This is a genomic window from Sulfitobacter sp. EE-36 (assembly GCF_000152605.1).
GTDB lineage: Bacteria > Pseudomonadota > Alphaproteobacteria > Rhodobacterales > Rhodobacteraceae > Sulfitobacter > Sulfitobacter pontiacus.
Window position 1 is genome coordinate 855,817 of the sequence record NZ_CH959310.1, and the last position, 14,662, is coordinate 870,478.

At 61.8% G+C, this 14,662-nt stretch carries 14 protein-coding genes; 9 read left to right on the top strand and 5 right to left on the bottom strand.

All coding sequences use genetic code 11. From position 1 onward, the window contains the following. The first annotated feature begins 25 nt into the window (after window positions 1-25). On the top strand, window positions 26-1,375 hold the full coding sequence (locus EE36_RS06730; protein WP_005850693.1) for a cytochrome-c peroxidase: 1,350 nt from the start codon (window positions 26-28) through the stop codon (window positions 1,373-1,375). Here EE36_RS06730 and EE36_RS06735 read toward each other — a convergent pair whose 3' ends face one another. Both EE36_RS06735 and EE36_RS06740 read right to left on the bottom strand, forming a co-directional pair. Continuing rightward, a complete protein-coding gene (locus tag EE36_RS06735; protein ID WP_005850698.1) occupies window positions 1,376-2,890 on the bottom strand; it encodes a CRTAC1 family protein in 1,515 nt (504 codons plus the stop codon). Beyond that, entirely contained in the window at window positions 2,887-4,113 is a 1,227-nt protein-coding gene (locus EE36_RS06740; RefSeq protein ID WP_005850700.1) for an ROK family protein, read from the bottom strand. The genes EE36_RS06735 and EE36_RS06740 overlap by 4 nt, the downstream gene beginning before the upstream one ends. Before the next feature lie 262 nt (window positions 4,114-4,375). Here EE36_RS06740 and xylF point away from each other — a divergent pair, with 262 nt between their 5' ends. The 6 genes from xylF to EE36_RS06770 all read left to right on the top strand — a co-directional run bounded on the left by xylF (window position 4,376) and on the right by EE36_RS06770 (window position 11,078). Next, the gene (xylF, locus tag EE36_RS06745; RefSeq protein ID WP_039911704.1) at window positions 4,376-5,398 is read left to right on the top strand and encodes a D-xylose ABC transporter substrate-binding protein; all 1,023 of its coding nucleotides are present in this window, start codon (window positions 4,376-4,378) and stop codon (window positions 5,396-5,398) included. Window positions 5,399-5,515: 117 nt separating this feature from the next. Next, a complete protein-coding gene (locus EE36_RS06750) occupies window positions 5,516-6,835 on the top strand; it encodes a sugar ABC transporter permease (protein ID WP_005850703.1) in 1,320 nt (439 codons plus the stop codon). Further along, window positions 6,832-7,575: an ATP-binding cassette domain-containing protein gene (locus EE36_RS06755; RefSeq protein ID WP_005850705.1), complete on the top strand. Its 744-nt coding sequence runs from the start codon at window positions 6,832-6,834 to the stop codon at window positions 7,573-7,575. The genes EE36_RS06750 and EE36_RS06755 overlap by 4 nt, the downstream gene beginning before the upstream one ends. A gap of 21 nt (window positions 7,576-7,596) precedes the next feature. Further along, window positions 7,597-9,030 (top strand): xylulokinase, encoded by a 1,434-nt coding sequence (gene xylB / locus EE36_RS06760; protein ID WP_005850707.1) that lies wholly within the window; start codon window positions 7,597-7,599, stop codon window positions 9,028-9,030. A gap of 19 nt (window positions 9,031-9,049) precedes the next feature. Beyond that, on the top strand, window positions 9,050-10,348 hold the full coding sequence (xylA, locus tag EE36_RS06765; RefSeq protein ID WP_005850709.1) for a xylose isomerase: 1,299 nt from the start codon (window positions 9,050-9,052) through the stop codon (window positions 10,346-10,348). A 52-nt stretch (window positions 10,349-10,400) separates the two neighbouring features. Beyond that, window positions 10,401-11,078, top strand: a complete 678-nt coding sequence (locus EE36_RS06770; RefSeq protein ID WP_005850711.1) for a DUF1045 domain-containing protein — start codon at window positions 10,401-10,403, stop codon at window positions 11,076-11,078. 63 nt (window positions 11,079-11,141) lie between these two features. On the opposite strand, the gene ahcY is transcribed toward EE36_RS06770, so the two are convergent. Beyond that, complete coding sequence (gene ahcY, locus EE36_RS06775; RefSeq protein WP_005850713.1) at window positions 11,142-12,530, bottom strand: adenosylhomocysteinase; 1,389 nt, start codon at window positions 12,528-12,530, stop codon at window positions 11,142-11,144. A 108-nt stretch (window positions 12,531-12,638) separates the two neighbouring features. Continuing rightward, window positions 12,639-12,941 (bottom strand): hypothetical protein, encoded by a 303-nt coding sequence (locus tag EE36_RS06780; RefSeq protein ID WP_005850714.1) that lies wholly within the window; start codon window positions 12,939-12,941, stop codon window positions 12,639-12,641. A gap of 71 nt (window positions 12,942-13,012) precedes the next feature. Here EE36_RS06780 and EE36_RS06785 point away from each other — a divergent pair, with 71 nt between their 5' ends. Together EE36_RS06785 and EE36_RS06790 are read left to right on the top strand one after the other, a co-directional pair. Beyond that, window positions 13,013-13,606: an HD domain-containing protein gene (locus EE36_RS06785; protein ID WP_005850716.1), complete on the top strand. Its 594-nt coding sequence runs from the start codon at window positions 13,013-13,015 to the stop codon at window positions 13,604-13,606. Then, on the top strand, window positions 13,606-14,091 hold the full coding sequence (locus EE36_RS06790; RefSeq protein WP_005850718.1) for a GNAT family N-acetyltransferase: 486 nt from the start codon (window positions 13,606-13,608) through the stop codon (window positions 14,089-14,091). The genes EE36_RS06785 and EE36_RS06790 overlap by 1 nt, the downstream gene beginning before the upstream one ends. Before the next feature lie 4 nt (window positions 14,092-14,095). Here the strand turns inward: EE36_RS06790 and EE36_RS06795 are convergent, their stop codons facing one another. After that, window positions 14,096-14,650: an ActR/PrrA/RegA family redox response regulator transcription factor gene (locus EE36_RS06795; protein ID WP_005850719.1), complete on the bottom strand. Its 555-nt coding sequence runs from the start codon at window positions 14,648-14,650 to the stop codon at window positions 14,096-14,098. Between the last annotated feature and the right edge of the window lie 12 nt (window positions 14,651-14,662).

Consider the following 14,662-nt stretch of genomic DNA (forward strand, 5'->3'; position numbering starts at 1 on the left):
GCGGTTTTTCCGCAAAACTGCGAGGATGAAGACCGCCCTCGCCACCGCTTTCGCCCTTTGTCTTGCGCCGTTTCCTGGCGTCGCGGGGCCGCTGCCCGATCCCGTTGATCCGGCCAGCTTTGCGCCCGTCGATCTGGACGAGGCGATCCTCGGGCAGTTGCTGTTTTATGATCCGATCCTGTCTGGCAACCGCAATATCGCCTGCGCCACCTGTCACCACCCTGATTTTGCCACCAGCGATGGCGTATCATTGGGTCTGGGCGAAGGTGGGGTCGGGCTGGGGCTGGAACGGCGCGGGGATCCCGACAACATGCCGCCCCACCGCATCCCGCGCAATTCGCCTGCCCTGTTCAATCTCGGCGCAAAGGAATTCACCGTTCTGTTCCACGATGGCCGGATCGAGGTTGACGCCGGGATGCCGTCCGGTTTCCGCACGCCGCTGGACGACGATATGCTTGACGGTTTTGCGTCATTGCTGTCGGCGCAAACCATGTTTCCGGTGCTCAGCCCCGACGAGATGGCCGGCCAGAATATGGAGAATGACGTTGCCAAAGCCGTGCGTCAGGGTCTGATCACGGCGCAGGGCGGGGCGTGGGATATTCTGGCGCGACGGGTGGCGGGTCTGCCCGACTACGCGCAGCGATTCCAATCGGTCTATGATCATATCACCACGCCCGACGACATCGGATTTACCGATATTTCAAACGCGATTGCCGTCTTTGTGGCCCATGAATGGCGGTCAGACAGCTCTGCCTTTGATGCCTATCTGCGCGATCCGTCAGCCGCGCTGGACGCCGATGCGCAAAAGGGCATGGCGCTGTTTTATGGCGAGGCGAGCTGTAGCACCTGCCACGCGGGGGCGTTCCAGACTGACCATAGTTTTCACGCGATGGGGGCACCGCAGCTTGGCCCCGGCAAGGCGGCCGTGTTTGAAACCCACACCCGCGATACGGGGCGTATGGGTGTGACCGGCAATGGGGCCGATGCCTATGCGTTTCGCACGCCGTCCTTGCGCAATGTGATGCAGACCGGCCCTTGGGGGCATGCGGGCGGGCACAGCCAGATAGAGAAGTTCTTGCGCGATCATATGGACCCGGCCCGCGCGGCGAAACGCTTTGCCCCCGGCGCGGCTGACAGGAACGGGGTGCGCCTGCCGCCGCTGGACGGGGATGACTGGCGCGAGATGGACGACCCCGCCGCCCGTGATGCCATCACCCAAGCCGCGATGATCCGCGCGCCCAAAGGGCTGAACCCCGGTGATATCGCCGCGTTAGTGTCTTTCTTGCGCAGTCTGGATGACCCGCAGGCGCTGTCGGGACGCTTGGGTATCCCTGACACGGTGCCAAGCGGGCTGGCCGTGGGCGGTGCGCCCTGATCAATCGGGCTGCGTGACCGTGATCTGATCGCCTGCTGTCACGCGCATGGGGTCGCTTTGCGTGCCATCGGGCCATCGGACCTGCACCGATGCTTCTGCCGCGTCGCCGATGCCGAAATGCAGCGGTGCCAGCACCGCCCCCGCATGACCGCCGCCAAGGGTGATCTGCTGGCTTTGCACGGCGTCGCCCACCGTCACGATCACCCGCGCCCCCACGGCAAAGCGATTGCCGCCCGCGCCCCGCACCGCGATGCGCACAAAGCGGCCTGCCTCGGGCGTCACATTGCGATACATACGCATCGGCGCGCGCCGGTTCACCACGGCAAGATCCAGCAGCCCGTCGCCGTCAAAATCCGCCAGTGCCGCCCCCCGTGACCGCGCGATATCGGCCACACCTGCGGTGTCACCAACCTCGGTAAAACGGCCATCCTCCCCTTGGATCAACAGGTTATTCGGATCGCGCATCGCCATGCCGGGCATCTGGTCGACATTGCCCTTGGCGATAAACAGATCGGCGCGGCCATCGTTGTTCACATCGGCGAAACTGGCGTGCCATCCGGTAGACGGGCGGCCATCGCCGGGCACATAGGGACGCTGCGCATAGGTGCCGATGTCATAGGGCGCGCCGCGATAGCTGCCGTCGCCTTGCGCCACCTGCATCAGTTGGTCCCCCATAGAGGTGAGCATCAGCTCGTCCCGTTGGTCGCCCGTCAGGTCACGGCTGGCGATCCCCATCCCCCATAGCGAAACTTTGGCCCAGCCGTCCGCTTCGGTCAGGAACCGCTGTTCAGCGATATCCCACATCTGCTCCGCCCCGCCGGTGATATAATAGTGTCTATCATTGGAGATTCGCAGAGATTTGAGCCCACGCGCATCCTCTGCGGCAAGCATCGACAGGGCGCAATACCCCGGCGACAGCTCTTGCGCGGTATAGCGGGGCGCGGTGCCGCCCTTGGGCCTGAGCAGCGTGTTGGTATCACAGGCGCCAAACGGCCCGTCGGGATTGGCGCGGTCAACATAATGGCCGATAGCAAGCGTGGGAAAGGATGCGCCATCCTCCCACCAGGCGGTGAAGGCGGTGGTCCATTGATCGGTTTGCGGGATGCCCCATGCCTCTGTCACATCGGTGAACTGGCAATCCGCGCCGCCTTGAAGCACGCGGTCCGGCCCGACGCGCATGACATATAGATCAAGCAGCCCGTCACCGTTCATATCGACAGGATAGGCCCCCGTGGCCCCCGTAATCTCGGGGTCGATCACAGCCCGTTCAAAGGCGATTTCCCCCGTGTCAGAGACGTTTTTGAGCAGCAATAGCGGCGCGGTGCCACCTGCGGCCACCAGATCGGGCAGCCCGTCGCCCGAACAGTCAAACGCCGATACTCCGCCGCCGACAAAATGTTCCCACCCGCCGGTATAATGGTGGTCGGGCAGGCCCGCGCTGATGTCCTGAAACAACGGATCGGCATGGGCAGCAGAGGCAAAAACACAGGCTGCCGCCAGCAAACGATGGATCACGCAGCATTCTCCCCCAGCAGGGCGTCGGTCACATCGGACAAGGCCAGTGCGGCGGCCCCTTTCGCCCAGACGGACCCGCCCCAAGCGTGGATATCGACAGGGGTCGGCGCGCGGCCTGCGGGTAGGATCATAGAGTTCATCTCGCTTAGCACATCGTCAACGTTCAGATAGTCATAGCGCATCCGTTCGCCGCTGAGAATGATCCGTTCGGGGTCAAACAACTGCACGATATTGGCAAGCCCGACGCTCAGGAACCGTCCGGCACGGTTAAAGATCGCCAGCGCGGCTTCGTTGCCCGCGTTCGCCTCGTCATACAGGGTTTCGATCATCGACACGGCAGAGCTTTCGGCGCGCGGGTCGCGTTCAAACGCGGTGCCTGCCTCGCGGATAATGGCGTAATCGGCGACATAGGCCTCAAGACAGCCGCGCTGCCCGCAACGGCACAGGGCGCCGTCCAACTGCACCTTGGTGTGGCCCAACTCCATCCCCGGGCCAAGGGCGCCGCGGAACAGCCGGTTGTTCAGCACCAGCCCCATGCCGACGCCGCGTTCAATGGTCACCACGGCAAAGTTGGAAATCCCCCGACCGGCCCCGAACCAAAGTTCGGCCAGCGTCAGAAGGTTGGTGTCATTGTCCAAGGACACCGGCAGCCCCAGCGTTTTCGACAGCAGATCGCGCAGCGGCATGTCCGTGTCCAGCATCACCGGCGACCATTTCACGATCCCGAGGCTCGCATCCACCAGCCCGGGCAAGCCGATTCCCACCGCGCTGATGTCGGACATCACACGCCCGGATTTCAGCAACAGCCTGTCCATGAGGGAACTGACTTCGGACAACATATCTTCGGTAGACTGCCGCAGCGACGCACTAGCGACATGGGCCTCTGCGATGATCGTGCCTGCAAGATCCAGCAATACCGCGGTATGGCGTTCGTCCGACAGCTTCATACCCACAACGAAACGGCTTTGCGGGGCGACCCGCAGGGCAATGGGCGGGCGGCCACGGCTGGGGCCGCGCTGGCTGTCCTCTACCTCTTGCAGCAGACCGCGCGCGATCAGATCAGAGGTGATGGTGGTCACCGACCCGGGGCTGATATTGAGCTTGCGCGCCACATCCATGCGCGGCATCTGTCCGTTCGCGCGGACCTGTTCAAACACCTGTTGGCGCAGCGGGCGTGTATCATCCTGCGGCAAGGCCAGCAGCGGGCCACAGCCTGAAGACACAAGTTTTGACCCCTCCGACCCAAGGTCGCGAATTAGTTCGCTCGCCAAACTTTATCCTCCCGATGTATTTTGAAATTCCCCTGCAACAGGTTAATCCCTCTGTCTCCCACAGGAAATAAGCCGTGTTTTGCCGATCTGTGTCAAATTCTTTGTGTCATAATGTAAAATTTATTTTGACAACTGAATTAAAGTGCGCAACCTCATACTACGACGTCACCGATGCCACCAAGGACATCGGATCATTTCATCTGGGAGGAAAGAAATGCGTAAACTCTTTATGGCAGCGGCCGTCGCCACTGCTGGCTTCACTCAGACCGCAGTAGCCGAGGATATCACCGTCGGCGTGAGCTGGTCGAACTTCCAAGAAGAGCGCTGGAAAACAGACGAGGCCGCGATCAAGGCCGCGCTGGACGCTGCCGGTGCGAAATATGTCAGCGCCGATGCGCAATCGTCGTCGGCCAAGCAGTTGTCGGATGTGGAAAGCCTGATCGCCCAAGGCGTTGATGCGCTGATCATCCTTGCCCAAGACAGCCAGGCCATCGGCCCCGCAATCACCGCAGCCGCGGACGAAGGTATTCCGGTTGTGGGCTATGACCGCCTGATCGAAGACCCCCGCGCCTTTTACCTGACCTTCGACAACGTCGAGGTGGGCCGTATGCAAGCGCGTGCCGTGTTCGAAGCGATGCCAAAGGGCAACTATGTGATGATCAAGGGCTCGCCCACCGATCCGAACGCCGACTTCCTGCGCGGCGGCCAGCAAGAAGTGCTGCAATCCGCGATTGATGCAGGCGATATCACCATCGTTGCCGAAGCCTATACCGACGGCTGGCTGCCCGCCAACGCACAGCGCAACATGGAGCAGATCCTGACCGCGCAAGACAATAACGTTGATGCGGTTGTTGCGTCTAACGACGGGACAGCAGGCGGCGCCGTTGCCGCGCTGACCGCGCAAGGCATGGAAGGCACGCCCGTATCCGGCCAAGACGGCGACCACGCGGCGCTGAACCGTGTTGCCAAGGGCACGCAGACCGTCAGTGTCTGGAAAGACGCCCGTGATCTGGGCAAGAACGCTGCCGAAATCGCTGTTGCCCTTGCCGGCGGCACCGAGATGGCAGACGTGGACGGCGCGCAGGAATGGACATCCCCTGCGGGTACAGCCCTGTCGGCCAAGTTTCTGGCCCCCGTGCCTGTCACCATCGACAACCTGAACGCGGTTCTGGACGCCGGCTGGATTTCGAAAGAAGCCCTGTGCCAAGGCGTGACAGACGTCGCGGCCTGTAACTAAGACCAAAACGCACACCCCGCCCCTGATGCGGGGTGTGCCACCCGTTTGCTTCAGCCCGGCTGCCGCGCTTTGCGGCCCCGCTGATTGACATTGCGACCCAATCCGGAAGCCAATCACATGACAGATACGACCACCGAAACCGGGGCAGATGTACATCCGTCGCCGACAGCGCCCAAGCGCTCTTTTCTTAGCCAGCTCGAAATCGATACCCGTCTGTTAGGGATGATCGGTGCGTTCATTCTGGTCTGCCTCGTGTTCAACGTGCTGACCGACGGGCGCTTTCTGACGCCGCGCAATATTTTCAACCTCACGATCCAGACGGTCAGCGTTGCCATTATGGCGACCGGTATGGTCTTCGTGATCGTGACCCGTCACATCGACCTGTCGGTCGGCGCGATGCTGGCCACCTGCTCTGCCGCGATGGCGATGACCCAGACCGATATCCTGCCGCGTATGCTGGGCATGGGGCTGGGGCACCCGATGATCCCCTGGATCGCCATCGTCGTCGGCCTGCTGTTTGGCACCATCATCGGCGCGTTTCAGGGCTGGCTGATCGGGTTCCTCACGATCCCTGCCTTCATCGTGACCCTTGGCGGGCTGCTGATCTGGCGCAACGTGGCGTGGTATATGACTGACGGTCAGACCATCGGGCCACTGGATGAAACCTTCCGCAAGTTCGGCGGAATCAACGGGACCCTGGGCGAGACATGGTCCTGGGTCGTCGGGCTGATCGCCGTGGTTCTGGCGCTTTGGGCACTGTGGTCGTCACGGCGCAACAAGGTCAACCACGGGTTTCACGTGAAACCGGTTTGGGCCGAGGTGCTGGTCGGTCTGATCATCGCAGTGGGCATTCTGGGCTTTGTCGCCATCCTGAACGCCTACGAGGTTCCGACCGCGCGTCTGATGCGCGAGTTCAAGGCCCGTGGCGATGTGATGCCCGAAGGCTATACCGCGTCTTACGGCATCCCCTATTCGGTGTTGCTGCTGATCGCGCTGGCGATTGGCATGACCGTGATGGCCAAACGCACGCGGCTGGGGCGCTATATCTTTGCCACGGGCGGCAACCCCGACGCGGCAGAGCTGTCGGGCATCAACACCCGTCTGCTGACGGTCAAGGTCTTTGCCCTGATGGGGGCCTTGGTGGCGCTATCCGCGGTTGTCGCCTCTGCCCGTTTGACCAACCACTCGAACGACATCGGCACTTTGGACGAACTGCGTGTCATCGCGGCGGCTGTCATTGGCGGCACGGCTCTGGCGGGTGGTATAGGGACGATCCACGGGGCCATTCTGGGTGCCTTGATCATGCAATCGCTGCAATCGGGCATGGCTATGGTGGGCGTTGACGCACCGCTGCAAAACATCGTCGTCGGTGCGGTTCTTGTCTTCGCCGTCTGGATCGACATCGTCTATCGCCGCCGTATGGGAGGGAAATCATGACACCGCTTGTAGAGCTCAAGAACATCTCGCTGTCCTTCGGGGGGGTGCGTGCCGTCGATAACGTGTCGCTGGACCTGTATCCGGGCGAGGTCGTCGGCCTGTTGGGGCACAATGGCGCGGGGAAATCCACGCTGATCAAGATCCTTGCCGGTGCCTATCAGATGGACGAGGGCGAAATCTGGATCGAGGGCAAGAAAGCCAGCATCCATTCGCCCCGTGACGCCCGCCGCCACAACATCGAGACCATCTACCAGACACTGGCGCTGGCCGATAACCTTGATGCGCCCAGCAACCTGTTTCTGGGGCGCGAACTGACCAATAAGTTCGGCCTCGTGGATGACGCGCGGATGGAGGCAGAGACCCGCAAGATCATGGCGCGGCTCAACCCAAACTTTAAGAAGATAAGCGAGCCTGTCTCGGCGCTTTCGGGCGGTCAGCGGCAATCGGTTGCGATTGCCCGCGCGGTCTATTTCAACGCCAAGATCCTGATCATGGACGAACCGACCGCCGCCCTTGGGGTGCATGAAAGCAAGATGGTTGCCGATCTGATCAAAGAGCTGAAGGCCCAGGGGCTTGGCATCTTCCTGATCAGCCACGACACCCGCGAGATGCTGGAGCTGTGCGACCGTGTGTCGGTGATGAAAAACGGCGCGTTGATCGGCACCGAAAAGGTCGGCGACGTGACCGAGGATGACATCCTGAGCATGATCATCATGGGCAAGGCGCGCGACGCCGCATAGGCGCTGACAAAGGGGAAAACCATGTTTCTGGGGCTTGATCTGGGCACCTCTGGGCTGAAAGCCCTGCTGGTGGACGACGCCGAAAACATCATCGCGGAAAGCGTGGCACCCTTGCAGGTGTCGCGCCCCCACGATGGCTGGGTCGAACAGGACCCGCGCGATTGGTTCACCGCCTGCGCCGATGCGATTGCGGGGCTGGGGGTTGATCTGGCCGCCGTGCAGGGTATCGGGCTCAGCGGGCATATGCATGGCGCGACCCTGCTGGATGGTGCGGGCACGCCGCTGCGCCCCTGCATGCTGTGGAACGACACCCGCGCCGCAGCGCAAGCCGCCGCGATGGATGCTGACCCCCTCTGGCGTGCGGTCACGGGCAACATCGTGTTCCCCGGTTTCACCGCGCCCAAAGTGGAATGGGTGCGCGACCATGAGCCCGATATATTCGCGCGGATCGCCAAGGTGCTGCTGCCCAAGGACGCGCTGCGCTTCTGGCTGACCGGCGACGCGGTGTCAGAGATGTCCGATGCCGCAGGCACAAGCTGGCTAGATACCGGCGCGCGCGACTGGTCCGACGCTTTGCTGGAAAGGTCCGGCCTCACGCGGGAACAGATGCCATCACTGGTCGAAGGATCGCAGGTGTCAGGGCACCTAAGCGGCTCTATCGCTGCGCAACTGGGTCTACCTGCGGGGATCCCCGTTGCGGGGGGCGGCGGCGATAATGCTGCCTCGGCCATCGGGATGGGTGTGGTGAAACCGGGTCAGGCGTTCGTCTCGCTTGGTACCTCGGGCGTGCTGTTTGCCGCGACGCCGGGCTATGCCGCTGCACCTGAAAGCGCGCTGCACAGCTTTTGCCACGCGCTGCCGGACCTGTGGCACCAGATGGGGGTGATCCTTTCGGCCACGGATTCGCTGAATTGGCTGGCCGGTGTGTTGAACGAGGACGCGCGGACGCTCACCTCTGATCTGGGCGCGCTACAGGCCCCCGGCCGCACGATCTTTATGCCCTATCTGGGCGGCGAGCGGACGCCCCATAACGACGCCAATATCCGGGGCGGTTTCCTGCATCTGGCCCATAACACCGACCGCGCCGCCATGACCCGCGCGGTGCTGGAGGGGGTCACCCACGCCCTACGCGACAGTTTCGACGCGATGCGGCACACCGGCACCCACATCGACAGCCTGATCGCCGTCGGCGGCGGGTCTAAATCCGACTACTGGCTGTCGGCCATCGCCACGTCGCTGAACATGCCGATCCAGCTGCCCGCCGCGGGTGACTTTGGCGGTGCCCTTGGGGCTGCGCGCTTGGGTCGTATGGCCGCCACCGGTGCCGGGGCCGAGATCGCCGTGCCGCCACCCATTTCCCGCGTGATAGAGCCTGTTCCGGCCCTGGTAGATGCCTTTTCAGAGGCCCACGCCCGATATTCAGACACGTATAGCGCCGTAAAACATTTGCGCTAAGACAAGAAGGACCATCCCCATGACCAGCTTTTTCGACGGCTTCCCGACGATCTCTTACGACCCGCAAGCGGACCATGATTTCGCCTATCGCAGCTATAATCCCGACGAGATGCTGATGGGCAAGACGATGGCAGAGCATCTGCGCTTTGCCGTCGCCTATTGGCACAGTTTTGCATGGGAAGGCGGCGACCCTTTTGGCGGCCAGACCTTCCTGCGCCCGTGGTTCGACACCACGATGGACGCCGCCCGCGCCAAGGCTGACACCGCGTTTGATATGTTCAAGATCCTCGGTCAGCCGTATTTCTGCTTCCACGACGCCGATGTCCGTCCCGAGGGCGATACCTTTGCCGAAAGCACCGCGCGGCTGCACGAGATCACCGATTACTTTGGCGAGAAGATGGAGCAGACGGGCACCAAGCTGCTGTGGGGCACGGCCAACCTGTTTTCCAACCGCCGCTATATGTCGGGTGCTGCCACCAACCCCGACCCCGATATTTTTGCCTATGCCGCCGCGACGGTGAAGGAATGTATCGACGTCACCCACAAGCTGGGCGGCGAGAATTATGTGCTGTGGGGCGGGCGCGAAGGCTATGAAACGCTGCTGAACACCGACCTGAAACGCGAACGCGAACAGGCGGGGCGTTTCTTGCAGATGTCCGTCGAATACGCCCGCAAGATCGGCTTCAAAGGCACCATCCTGATCGAGCCTAAACCGCAGGAACCGACCAAACACCAGTATGATTACGACGTGGCCACCGTCTATGGTTTCCTCAAGGATTACGGGCTTGAGAACGAGGTGAAGGTGAACATCGAACAGGGTCACGCCATTCTTGCTGGGCATTCGTTCGAACACGAACTGGCGATGGCCTCGGCGCTTGGGATTTTCGGGTCGATCGACATGAACCGCAACGATTACCAGTCAGGCTGGGACACCGACCAGTTCCCCAATTCCGTCCCCGAAGTCGCGCTGGCCTATTACGAAGTGTTGAAAGCGGGCGGTTTCACCACCGGCGGCACCAACTTTGACGCCAAACTGCGCCGCCAGTCGCTGGACGCCGAGGATCTGATTTTGGCCCATGTCGGTGCGATGGATGTCTGTGCCAAGGGCCTGAAAGCCGCCGCCGCGATGCTGGAGGATGGCAAGCTCGAAGCGGCGCGTGACGCGCGCTATGCGGGTTGGGGCTCTGAACGCGGCCAAGGCTTGCTGAGCAGCGATCTGGAGACGATCAACGCGCAGGTCAAAGCCGACGCGCTGAACCCGCAGCCCGCCTCGGGCCGTCAGGAAGCGCTGGAAAATCTGGTTAACCGCTATCTTTAAGCTGTTACATGGCGCTGCTAGGGGTCTAGGCTGACCGATAAGGGGGCCCAAGATGTTCAAACGCTACGCCATTTACTATACGCCGCCGCCGGGGGATTTCGCCCGGCGGGGCGCGGCCTGGTTGGGCTGGGATGTGCAGGCGGGCGAAGCTGTGGCACATCCCGATATCGCGGGGCTTGATATTGCCAAGCTGACCCAACGACCGCGCAAATACGGGCTACACGGAACGGTCAAGGCGCCGTTCTTTCTGGCAGATGCAACCAACGCGGCACAGCTGACCGATGGCCTCGCCGCCTTTTGCGAAGGGCAAGCGCGGGTACAGTTGGACGGGCTGGCGCTGTCGCAGATCGGGCGGTTTCTGGCGCTGGTGCCGCAGGGCGACACGACCGCGCTTGGCAGTCTTGCGGCCTCTGCCAATGTGGTGCTGGACGCCTTCCGCGCGCCGCTGTCAGAGGCGGAGTTCACGCGCAAGAACGCCCCCTATCTGACCGAACAGCAGCGGATTTACCTCAAAACCTACGGATACCCCCATATTATGGAGTATTTCCGCTTTCACATCACCCTCACCGGGCCGCTTGCGCCCGATCAGATCGACCCCGTAAAAACGGCTCTGCACCGCTATTTAGGGTCGGAGACCCCTGCCCCCTTCACCATCGATAGTCTGACCCTATGTGGCGAGGATGCGCAGGGACGTTTTCACGAGGTCGAACGTTTCGCGCTTGGCACCTGACCCACGAAAAACGCCGCCCTGCATCCCTGCAAGGCGGCGTTTTGTCAGACGGTACGTACCGGCTTAGTAGCGGTAGTGTTCCGGCTTGAACGGGCCTTCGGGTGTGACGCCGATATAAGCGGCTTGTTCGCTGCTCAGCTGGGTCAGTTTCACGCCGATACGATCAAGGTGCAAACGGGCGACTTTCTCGTCCAGATGCTTGGGCAGGATATAGACCTTGTTCTCGTATTTGCCGGTGTTTTCCCACAGTTCGATCTGCGCCAACACCTGGTTGGTGAAAGACGCGGACATGACGAAGGACGGGTGACCGGTGGCGTTGCCGAGGTTCAGCAGACGCCCTTCGGACAGCAGGATCAGACGGTTGCCCGAAGGCATCTCGATCATGTCCACCTGTTCCTTGATGTTGGTCCACTTGTGGTTCTTCAGCGCGGCAACCTGGATTTCATTGTCAAAGTGGCCGATGTTGCCAACGATCGCCATGTCCTTCATCTCGCGCATATGCTCGATGCGGATCACGTCCTTGTTGCCGGTGGTGGTGATGAAGATGTCGGCGGTGTCCAGCACGTCTTCCAGCAGGACAACCTCGAACCCGTCCATCGCCGCTTGCAGCGCGCAGATCGGGTCGGCTTCGGTCACTTTCACGCGGGCACCGGCACCGGCCAGCGATGCAGCAGAGCCTTTGCCAACGTCGCCATAGCCACAGACAACAGCGACCTTACCGGCCATCATCACGTCTGTCGCGCGGCGGATACCGTCGACCAGCGATTCACGGCAGCCGTATTTATTGTCGAACTTGGACTTGGTGACGCTGTCGTTGACGTTGATCGCGGGGAAGGGCAGCTGGCCTTGCTTCACCAGATCATACAGACGGTGGACACCTGTGGTGGTTTCCTCGGACACGCCCTTGATCTGGTCGCGCATCTTGGTGAACCAGCCGGGGGATTGCTCCATCCGCTTTTGGATCTGCGCCTTGATCGCGACTTCTTCTTCCGACGACGGCACGGGGATCACATCTTCGCCCGCTTCGGCACGGGCGCCCAGCAGGATGTACAGCGTCGCATCGCCGCCATCATCAAGGATCAGGTTCGGGCCGTCGGGGAACTGGAAGGATTTATCCAGGTAATCCCAATGCTCTTCCAGCGACTGCCCCTTGATCGCGAAAACAGGCGTGCCGCCTTCGGCAATCGCCGCCGCCGCGTGATCCTGGGTCGAGAAGATGTTGCACGACGCCCAACGGACATCGGCCCCCAATGCGACAAGAGTTTCGATCAGCACGGCGGTCTGGATCGTCATGTGCAGCGAGCCGACGATGCGCGAACCGGACAGCGGTTTGCTGTCGCCGTATTCCGCGCGCAAGGCCATCAGACCGGGCATTTCGGTTTCTGCGATATCAAGTTCCTTGCGGCCATAGGCGGCAAGGCTAATGTCTTTAACGATGTAATCGTTGGCCATCGGGGCATCCCTTTTCAAAAGATCGGCTATGTATCGTATATTTGAAAAGGGCCGTAGCACTTTGATGCGGTGATCTCAACGGTGGCGGTCAAGCGTCACACGAAACGGTTACTCTGCCGAGGCGACGATCATCTCGTCCGTGGTCATCCCCGCCATCCAGTTTGCGCCCTGCGCGGTGACGCAGGCCATCCCGTTCGACAGGGTCTTTACAGCAGACCATGTGCCTGTGTCATCCGAGGCCCAGATCTGGACCGCGCCGTCGTCCTGTCCTTCGACCGGCGTTTCGCCGTACCAATCCACCAGCGACGCCTTCAGCTCTTGTGCGGGCATGCAGACATCGCTTGCCATTGCGGGTGCGGCCACGGTCCCGAGGCCAAGTGCGAGTGTGAGAGCAGAAATAACAGGTTTCATGATCGTCTCCTTCGTGGGAAGAACACGGCGAAACCCGCAAATGTTCCACGTGTCAAAGGCAGAGCAATAGAATGGCGCAGCAATCCCGTGCATGGCAACGTATGTTATCCGGCCGCAGGCTTGACCTGCTGGACCCGACGCCGGTCGATATAGAGATCGAGGATATCGCCCACGGGCTGGCCTTTGTCGCGCGGTGGAACGGGCAAACGCGAGGGGATTTTGCCTATTCCGTGGCCGAACATTCGCTGCTGGTCGAAACGATTTATGGCCGGATGAACCCCAAGGCCCCGCCAAAGTGGCGGTTGGCCGCGCTTCTGCATGATGCGCCGGAATATGTGATCGGCGATATGATCTCTCCGGTGAAGGCGGCGGTCGGGCCGGAATATGGTGCGCTGGATGACCGGTTGATGTCCGCGATCCATATCCGCTTTGGCCTGCCTGCGGCGCTGCCGAAATCGGTCAAGCAGCAGATCAAGCGCGCCGATAAGGTCAGCGCCTGGATGGAGGCGACGCAGATCGCCGGCTTTTCGGAGACAGAGGCGTCCAAGTTCTTTGGCCGGCCCAACCCCGATCTGATGGAGGGGCTGTCAATCGTGCTGCGCCCGCCGGTGGACACGCGCAATGACTTCACCGCGCGGCATCTGGATTTGCTGGGCGCGCTGTGATGGTCAAGGTCCGCCCGCCAATCGCGCTGGATGCCGGCAATATGGCGCAACTGCTGAACGAGATCATCACCATCGGGGGCACCACCGCGATGACCCGCCCTGTCACCGGCAAGGATCTGACCGAATGGATGGCCAGCAACGCCGATCAAAGTGCGTGGCATGTGGCGCTGGACGATCAGGAGAACGTCGTGGGGTTCCAGTGGATCAGCCCGCACCCCGATCTGCCACCCGAGGCCTGCGACATCGCGAGCTTTGTGCAGGTTGGTCGTACCGGTCTGGGCATCGGGTCGGCGCTGTTTGATGCCACCGCGCAGGCAGCGGCACGGCTGGGCTATGTCTGGATCAACGCCACGATCCGCGCCGACAACCACGGCGGGCTGACCTATTACCAAAGTCGCGGGTTTCGCGACTGGCACTATGACGAAGGGGTCTTGCTTGCCTCGGGTCAGGTCGTGGACAAGATCAGCAAACGCTACGACGTGTAGCGCGTTACTGCGGGGACCGTTTTGCCAGGATGCGCTGCAAGGTCCGGCGGTGCATGTTCAGCCGCCGCGCCGTTTCTGACACGTTTCTATCGCAAAGCTCGTAGACACGCTGGATATGTTCCCACCGCACACGATCCGCGCTCATGGGATTTTCCGGAGGCGGCGGCATGTCATCGCCCGTGGCCAGCAGCGCGTTCACGATGTCATTGGCATCAGCGGGTTTTGACAGATAATCCGTCGCACCGATTTTGACCGCGGCGACGGCGGTGGCGATGGCACCGTAGCCGGTCAGCACCACAACCCGCGCATCGGGGCGTTTGTCGCGCAGCACCTCGACCACATCCAGCCCGTTGCCGTCCTGCAACCGCAGATCGACCACCGCATAGGCCGCGGGCCGCGCGGTCGCGATGGCCACACCGGCGGCGACGGAACCGGCGGTTTCAACCTCGAAGCCGCGCTTCTCCATCGCCTTGGCAAGGCGTCGCAGAAACGGTTCGTCATCATCCACCAGAAGGAGGGACCGATCCTCGCCGAGATCAAGCGCATTTTCCTGAACCATATCATGCTCCGC